The following is an 8,065-nucleotide window of genomic DNA, read 5'->3' as shown; positions in this document are numbered from 1 at the left end:
CGCCGGGCTGGATGCGCGCGGTTTCATCATCGGGCCGATCCTCGCCTATGAGCTGAGTCTTGGTTTCGTGCCGATCCGCAAGAAAGGCAAGCTGCCGTACAAGACGTTGTCGCAGTCTTACGAGCTCGAATACGGCAGCGCGACGGTCGAAATCCACGAGGACGCGTGCAAGCCAGGGGACCGCGTGGTGCTCGTGGATGACCTGATTGCAACGGGCGGCACGATGATGGCCGGCAAGATCCTGCTGGAGCGCCTGGGCGCGGAAGTGGTGGAGGGCGCGGCGATCATCGATTTGCCGGCGCTCGGCGGTTCGAAGCTTTTGCGCGATTCCGGCCTGCCTCTGTTCACCGTTTGCGAATTCGACGGTCATTGACTGGAGCGTTTCGAACCATGCCAAATTTCCTTTTGTTCCTGGCCGCGTCCATTGCGATAACGGCGGCTCCCGGTCCCGATAACCTGCAGGTGCTCGCACGCGGCATTTCGCAGGGACGTGCAGCCGGACTTGTCGCGGCGCTTGGTTTTGCAGCAGGCATTTCGTTTCATACGACGCTTGCAGCGCTTGGCGTGGCAGCGTTGCTGAAATCATCGCCGATTGCATTCCAGGCCGTGAAATTCGCCGGCGCGGCGTATCTGATCTGGATTGGCATCAAGGCGATCCGGAGCAAGGGTTTGTCGAGCGCGCACGAACGGCCGAGCCAGCCGCTCATGACCGTGTTCCGGCAGAGCGTGGTCGGCAATCTGCTGAACCCGAAAGTGACGTTGTTTTTCATCGTGTTCCTGCCGCAGTTCGTGAATCCGCATGGCGCGCAAAGCGTGATGCTGCAGATGTTCGAACTGGGCGGCGTGTTCATGCTGCAGACGGTCGTGGTGTTCTCGGTGTTTGGCGTGGCCGCGGGAATGATCGGCGCGTATCTGAAGCGTCGCCCGAAAGTCGGCGTGTGGCTCGACCGGCTGGCGGGCGCGACGTTCATCGGGCTGGGGATCCGGGTGGCGCTGAAGGATTAGGCGCTCGCCTGCACGGGGCCAACGAGCCTGCCCTTGTACAATTCCAGCCTTTGCGCCGCCGGAGGCCCCGTAATGACCTTGCCCGCGATCATCGCAGCGCGCCGTTTCGATGCTTCCGCGCATCTGCCGTTTCATATCGCCGATGAGCGGGTCGGCTGGATTCGCCGCGCCGACGCATCGGCGTTGAAATCGTGGCCTGACGTGTTCGAATTCACCGAAGCCGCGATTCATCTTGCAGTCACCTTCAATACGCTGGAATCCCGCAGCGCGGCGCTTGGCTCGGTTATCGGCATGCTCGCCGCCGATGGCCGCATCCCCGGCTGGCGCAACGAAACCTACGCAATCCGCAATACCTTCGATGCCGAGCCGCTGGCGTTCATCGAAAGGGCGGCGTCGCGGTTCTTCGGCACAATGACGTACGCGGTGCATTTGAACGGCATCGTGGAAGAGCCGGGCCGGGCGCCCAACCTCTGGATCGCGCGCCGCAGCGAAACCAAAGCAACCGATCCGGGCATGCTCGACAACGTGGTGGCGGGTGGTATCGGCTGGGGGATGGGGATCAAGGAAACGCTCGTGAAGGAATGCTGGGAAGAGGCTGGCATGCCGCCGGAACTGGCCGCGAACGCCACGCGCGGGCGCATCTTCCACGTGCTGCAATCGCTGCCCGAAGGCACGCAAGCCGAGCAGATCTACGTTTTCGACCTCGCGCTGCCGGTGGATTTCGCGCCGCGCAATCAGGACGGCGAAGTTGGCGAACACAGGCTTGCTCGAATCGATGAAGTCGCGCGCTGGATCGAAGAAGGTTCCATGACCGTGGATGCAAGTCTTGCCACGCTGGACCTTTTGCTGCGCCGCCAATGGATCGATGAAGACGCGTGCGCAGGCATGCAGGCGGTGTTCTCGCCGCCACTGCTGTGAAATATTTCAAAGGAGTATCGGTTAATGTCGACCGAACATAGTTTTATCTTGAAGTTGTCTTGTCCGGATCGTCCGGGAATCGTGCATGCCGTGTCGGGATTTCTGTTCGATCTCGGCAGCAACATCCTGGACTCTGCGCAGTTCGGCGACAGCCACACCGGCGAGTTCTTCATGCGCGTGCATTTCCAGCAAGTCGGCGGCGATCCGGGACTGGAAGCGTTGCGGACATCGTTCGGTTCACTCGCCGATCAGTTCGGCATGAAGTGGGAACTGCACGACGCATCGGTCAAGCCGCGTGTGATGATCATGGTGTCGAAGATCGGGCATTGCCTGAACGACTTGCTGTTCCGCTATCGCACGGGGCAACTCGGGATCGAGATTCCGGCGATCGTTTCGAATCATCGCGAGTTCTATCAGCTTGCCGCGAGTTATGACGTGCCGTTTCATCATTTGCCGCTGATGGCGTCGACGCCTGAAGCCAAGGCGTCGCAGGAAGCGCGCGTGCTGGAAATCGTCGATCAGCACAAGATCGATCTCGTCGTACTCGCGCGATACATGCAGATCCTGTCGCCGGAACTGTGCGCCGCGCTCAATGGCCGGGCGATCAACATCCACCACTCGTTCCTGCCGAGTTTCAAGGGCGCGAAGCCGTATTACCAGGCGTTCGATCGCGGCGTAAAGCTGATCGGCGCCACTGCTCATTACGTGACGACGGATCTCGATGAAGGTCCGATCATTGAACAGGAAGTCGAGCGCGTGGACCACAGCATGGCGCCGGATCAGTTGACGGCAATCGGCCGTGACGTGGAATGCGTGACGCTGGCGCGTGCGGTGCGCTGGCATGTCGAGCACAGGATCGTGCTGAACGGCAGCAAGACGGTGGTGTTCAAGTAAATCGAATAGCTGGCGGAGATTGCATTGAATCTCCGCCGGTTCCGCGATTTAAACCAGTCGCAAATAAACCAGTTCGCGCTTGATATAAGCATAAAAAATCGGCGCGGCAATCACGCCTGGAAGTCCGAACGCGGCTTCCATCGCAAGCATTGCCAGCAGCAATTCCCACGCGCGTGCTTCAATCTGCCCACCAATGATCCGTGCATTCAGGAAATATTCCAGCTTGTGAATGACGATCAAGAACGCGAGCGATGCCACCGCCGTTCCAAACGACACGGAAAGGGAGATCGCGACAATCAGCGCGTTGGAAATCAGATTCCCGATCACCGGCAGCAATCCGACGATAAACGTCACCATCACCAGCGTCTTGGACAACGGCAGCCGCTCGTGAAAGACCGGCAGCGCGACCAGCAAATACAGCGCGGTGAATGCCGCGTTGATGGCGGAAATCTTCACCTGCGCGAAAACGATCCGGCGAAATGCCTCTGAGAACCGCGTCACGCGCGTGACAAGCGCGGTGGAAAGCGGCAGCCGATGCGTGGTCCGGGGCGCGCCCACTGCGATGATCGCGCCGATGATCATGCCGATCAGCACATGCCCGAAACCCCGCGCCGCGTCTTTTCCGCCTTGCTGCAGCATGGCGGCGTGCTTCTGCATCAGGTCGGTCGCCTTGTCCTTCATCTGCTCGGCGTCGACGGGAAGGTAATTCGCAATCCAGTCCGGCACCTGCAGACGCGCATGCGACGTGATCATCATGAGTTGATCGAGGAGCTTCTGGACGCTCGGAACATCGCGCTGAAAATGGTCGATGGTCGCAACCGTCGCACCGGCGAGGCCGCCCACGATCACCACCGCCAGGATCACGACCGCGACCCAGCGGGCGCGCCCGCTCGTCATGGTTTTTTCGATGACCGGCGCAATGGTGTGCACGAGCTGAAACACGAGCATGCCCGCCAGCAGCGCGCCGAGCAGTTGCAGATGCAGAACGGCGAACATGCCGGCGAATGCGGCGATATAACTGCCGATCTCAACCGCCGACAGCTTGGGCATGCTCATATCGCTCGTCAGCCGCACGGGCCGGACTGCGGGCCTGTTCTCGGCCGCTTCGTTGCGCTTAGCCATGAATCCTTCGGTCTCCTGCCGCGAACGGGTTATAGAGTGCTACGGCCCGAAGGCGGGCCGGCTCGTGCTTGGCATTTGTGCGTGTACGTCATGCCGCCGATCTCGGCCGCAGCAGCAACGGCGCAAGATATCGGCCGGTAAAACTGGCCTTCGATTTGGCTACCTGCTCCGGCGTCCCCTGCGCGATGATCTGGCCGCCGCCGGCCCCGCCTTCCGGACCCAGGTCGATCACCCAGTCGGCGGTTTTGATTACATCCAGATTATGCTCGATGATTACGACAGTATTACCCTGATCGCGCAACCGGTGTATCACTTCCAGCAACAGCGCGATATCGTGGAAATGCAAACCCGTGGTCGGTTCGTCGAGAATATAGAGAGTCCGACCCGTATCGCGCTTGCTCAGTTCCAGCGAAAGCTTCACGCGCTGCGCTTCGCCGCCCGAAAGCGTGGTCGCCGACTGGCCGAGGCGGATGTAACCCAGACCGACATCGAGCAGGGTTTTCAGCTTGCGCGCGACGATCGGCACCGGCTTGAAGAACTCGTGCGCCGCTTCCACGGTCAGGTCGAGCACCTCGTGGATGTTCTTGCCCTTGTACTGGACTTCGAGCGTCTCGCGGTTATAGCGCTTGCCGTGACAGACGTCGCATGGGACGTACACGTCGGGCAGGAAGTGCATTTCGACTTTCAGCACGCCGTCGCCCTGGCACGCTTCGCAGCGCCCGCCCTTCACGTTGAACGAAAAGCGGCCCGGATCGTAACCCCGTTCCTTCGATGCCGGCACGCCCGCGAACAACTCGCGGATCGGCGTGAAAAGGCCGGTATACGTAGCCGGATTCGAGCGCGGCGTGCGGCCGATAGGAGATTGATCGACGTTGATGACCTTGTCGAAATGCTCCAGCCCTTCGATTGCCTCGTAAGGCGCCGGTTCGGTCGCCGAGCCGTACAGATGCTGCGAGACGGCGTGGTACAGCGTGTCATTGATGAGCGTGGACTTGCCCGAGCCCGACACGCCCGTCACGCAGGTCAGCAAGCCAACGGGCAGGTCGAGCGACACGTTCTTCAGGTTGTTGCCGTACGCCTCGATGATCCGCAGCCGCCGTTCATCGGGCGCGGTGCGATCGGTCGAATAGCTGATGCTGCGTTTGCCCGACAAATACTGCCCGGTCATGGAATTCGGGTCGTTCTGGACATGTTTTGCCGTGCCTTGCGAGACGATCTCGCCGCCGTGCACGCCCGCACCCGGGCCCATGTCGACCACATAATCGGCCATGCGGATCATGTCTTCGTCGTGCTCGACCACGATCACCGAATTGCCGATGTCGCGCAGATGCTTGAGGGTATCGATAAGCCGGTCGTTATCCCGCTGATGCAAGCCGATGGACGGTTCGTCCAGCACGTACATCACGCCCGTCAAGCCCGATCCAATCTGCGATGCCAGCCTGATCCGCTGCGCCTCACCGCCCGAAAGCGTCTCCGCGCTGCGTTCCAGCGACAGATAATCCAGCCCCACGTTGTTCAGGAACGTGAGCCGCGCGACGATTTCCTTGATGACGCGGTCGGCAATCTCCGCCTTCGAGCCTTCGAGCCGCAGCGTCTGGAAATAGCCAAGCGTGTCGCGCAGCGGCCAGCCGCTCACCTCGAAGATTGCCCGCGCGTGTTCGCCGGTGCCGAGCTTCACATTGCGCGCTTCGGTGCGCAAACGCGTGCCTTCGCACGCCGGGCACGCCTGGTTGTTCTGAAACTTCGACAATTCTTCACGTACCGCCGCGGAATCCGTTTCCTTGTAGCGGCGCTCGAGGCTCGGGATGATCCCTTCGAACGCGTGCTCGCGAACCGTGGTGCGGCCGCGCTCGTTGATGTACGCGAACGGGATCACCTGTTTGCCGGAGCCGAACAGCAGGATCTTGCGCACTTTCTCCGGCAAGTCCTCGAACGCGGCATCGAGATCGAATTCGAAGAACGCCGCCAGGCTTTGCAGCATCTGGAAGTAGAACTGGTTGCGCCGGTCCCAGCCTTTCACCGCGCCGGCTGCCAGAGACAGCGACGGATGCGCGACCACGCGCTTCGGATCGAAGAACGTGATTTGCCCGAGGCCGTCGCATTCCGGGCACGCGCCCATCGGGTTGTTGAACGAGAACAGGCGCGGCTCGAGTTCCTGCAGCGAGTACGAGCAGATCGGGCACGCGAACTTCGAGCTATACAAATGCTCGCGCTCCGAATCCATTTCGAGCGCGACTGCGCGGCCATCGGCAAGACGCAGCGCGGTTTCGAAAGATTCCGCCAGACGCTGTTTCATGTCGGGCCGAACCTTCAACCGGTCGATGACGACATCGATCGTATGTTTGTCGTTCTTCTTGAGCTTCGGCAGCGACTCGATCTCATGGATCTTCGCGACGCCCTCGTTGGCCGTACCGCCGCCCGAGCGAACGCGAAAGCGGATGAAACCCTGCGCCTGCATGGCCTCGAACAATTCGGTGTGCTCGCCCTTGCGATCCGCGACCACGGGCGCGAGGATCATCAGCTTGGTTTCCTCGGGCATGGCGAGCGCGGCATCGACCATTTGCGACACGCTTTGCGCTTCCAGCGGGATGTGGTGATCCGGACAGTGCGGCGTACCGACGCGGGCAAACAGCAGCCGGAGGTAGTCGTGAATCTCGGTGACCGTGCCGACGGTCGAGCGCGGATTGTGCGAAGTCGCCTTCTGTTCGATCGAAATTGCCGGCGACAACCCTTCGATCAGATCGACATCCGGCTTTTCCATCAGTTGCAGGAACTGGCGCGCGTACGCCGACAGGCTTTCCACGTAACGGCGCTGGCCTTCCGCGTAGAGCGTGTCGAAGGCGAGCGACGATTTCCCCGAACCCGACAAGCCCGTAATCACGATCAGCTTGTGACGCGGCAAGTCGAGACTGATGTTTTTGAGATTGTGGGTACGAGCCCCACGAATACGAATTTCTTCCATGAATCCGGGCGGAAAGTAAGGGGGCTAAACCTGCTACTATAACGACTTTTGTGCGACACGCACGCTCGTGTCCGTCAGCCCTGCGTCATGGGCATCGACCGTCGAATATCAGTTGGGATCTCGGTCCTAGCTGCGCTATCGACCATTTGTTGGCACCTTGAGGCCAACGCTTTGTAGTGAAGCGAAACCCGGTAGGGCATTTTAGGGTTTCGCCATAGGCGATTCCTTGTATGCCGTCTGTACCGGGAATCGCATTGCATGTGTCTGATTACCATCAGGCACCGTGTTGTCGGCGGCTTCATCCCTGCCGACAAGGCGGATGTGGTTTGCAATTCCTGCGCCGATAGGCAACGGATTCGCTAGGCGATACGAGCGAAAGCTCGGTGTGTCATTGTTCGATTCGCTTTGCTGTTCGAAGGCGAATAGTGAACCTGCTATACGACTAGCAGTAGCCTAGGAAGACATGCGTCACTGGTAACGGTGAGGTCTGAAGCTCTTCCGACAATGTAGCCCCCGGACGTTCGGGCAGATGCACATCGTGAGATGTTCATCTGGAGACTCCTAGCAGCGAAGGGGTCGAGGAGCTAGGCTGGCTGATACGGTTAATGTAAGTGAACTGCTGATAAACCCCGTGATTATAGCGGTGCCTAAGCTGCTGCGTGGCATCAACCAAAAATGGTGTGCAGTCGGTTAACTCGTTGGAAGTTCGAGTTACGTCGTTGTTGGACTGCCGGGGGAGAGGTGGAACCTACGTCAGTCGTGTGACATGCCGGGAACGTGGTAAGCCCGTATGGTTGCCAGTGCGGTTTGACTGGCAGGCGGACCGTAAGGAACGCTGTTGATTATGCGGGTATGGGAGGACGGAAAAAGCGAACGTCGGGCTGTAATGGTCCGGACAGGAGTTGAGACATTACTCCACGCGAAAGCGGGCAGACTTCCGTCTGGTCTACCGTCGCAAGACGGCTGACTACCCTCTGTGTCTTGGTTAGGTACGGGTGCATGCGCCCGTACTGAGGTGTTTGTTGTTCCCCAGCGGGGTGTATCTACCCCGCTGGGGGAGATGCGCCTTCTGCTCGGGACTTTTCCAAGTAGGAGAGCAGCATGAAAGTATCTGGTCGAAAGGCCGGATCTGCGCTTTCCCACGCGCCGGACGATTGGTACGCC

The 8,065-nt window shown here is 60.1% G+C and carries 6 protein-coding genes; 4 read left to right on the top strand and 2 right to left on the bottom strand.

Annotated elements, in window-relative coordinates; all coding sequences use genetic code 11:
* The 4 genes from ACRXB1_RS24220 to purU all read left to right on the top strand — a co-directional run.
* A partial coding sequence (locus ACRXB1_RS24220; protein WP_449493476.1) for an adenine phosphoribosyltransferase occupies positions 1-373 on the top strand: 373 nt, incomplete at its 5' end.
* A 17-nt stretch (positions 374-390) separates the two neighbouring features.
* Entirely contained in the window at positions 391-1,005 is a 615-nt protein-coding gene (locus tag ACRXB1_RS24215) for a LysE family translocator (protein WP_174364037.1), read from the top strand.
* 72 nt (positions 1,006-1,077) lie between these two features.
* Positions 1,078-1,923 (top strand): DUF4743 domain-containing protein, encoded by an 846-nt coding sequence (locus tag ACRXB1_RS24210; RefSeq protein WP_449493475.1) that lies wholly within the window; start codon positions 1,078-1,080, stop codon positions 1,921-1,923.
* 24 nt (positions 1,924-1,947) lie between these two features.
* A complete protein-coding gene (gene purU, locus ACRXB1_RS24205; protein WP_061998377.1) occupies positions 1,948-2,817 on the top strand; it encodes a formyltetrahydrofolate deformylase in 870 nt (289 codons plus the stop codon).
* A gap of 48 nt (positions 2,818-2,865) precedes the next feature.
* On the opposite strand, the gene ACRXB1_RS24200 is transcribed toward purU, so the two are convergent.
* A complete protein-coding gene (locus tag ACRXB1_RS24200; RefSeq protein ID WP_062168912.1) occupies positions 2,866-3,939 on the bottom strand; it encodes an AI-2E family transporter in 1,074 nt (357 codons plus the stop codon).
* Positions 3,940-4,027: 88 nt separating this feature from the next.
* Positions 4,028-6,901: an excinuclease ABC subunit UvrA gene (gene uvrA / locus ACRXB1_RS24195; RefSeq protein WP_449493474.1), complete on the bottom strand. Its 2,874-nt coding sequence runs from the start codon at positions 6,899-6,901 to the stop codon at positions 4,028-4,030.
* Positions 6,902-8,065: the final 1,164 nt, after the last annotated feature.

Source organism: Caballeronia sp. M23-90, from assembly GCF_053574605.1.
The sequence above is the reverse complement of the archived record's forward strand: the minus strand, read 5'-3'. Positions and strand labels throughout refer to the sequence as shown.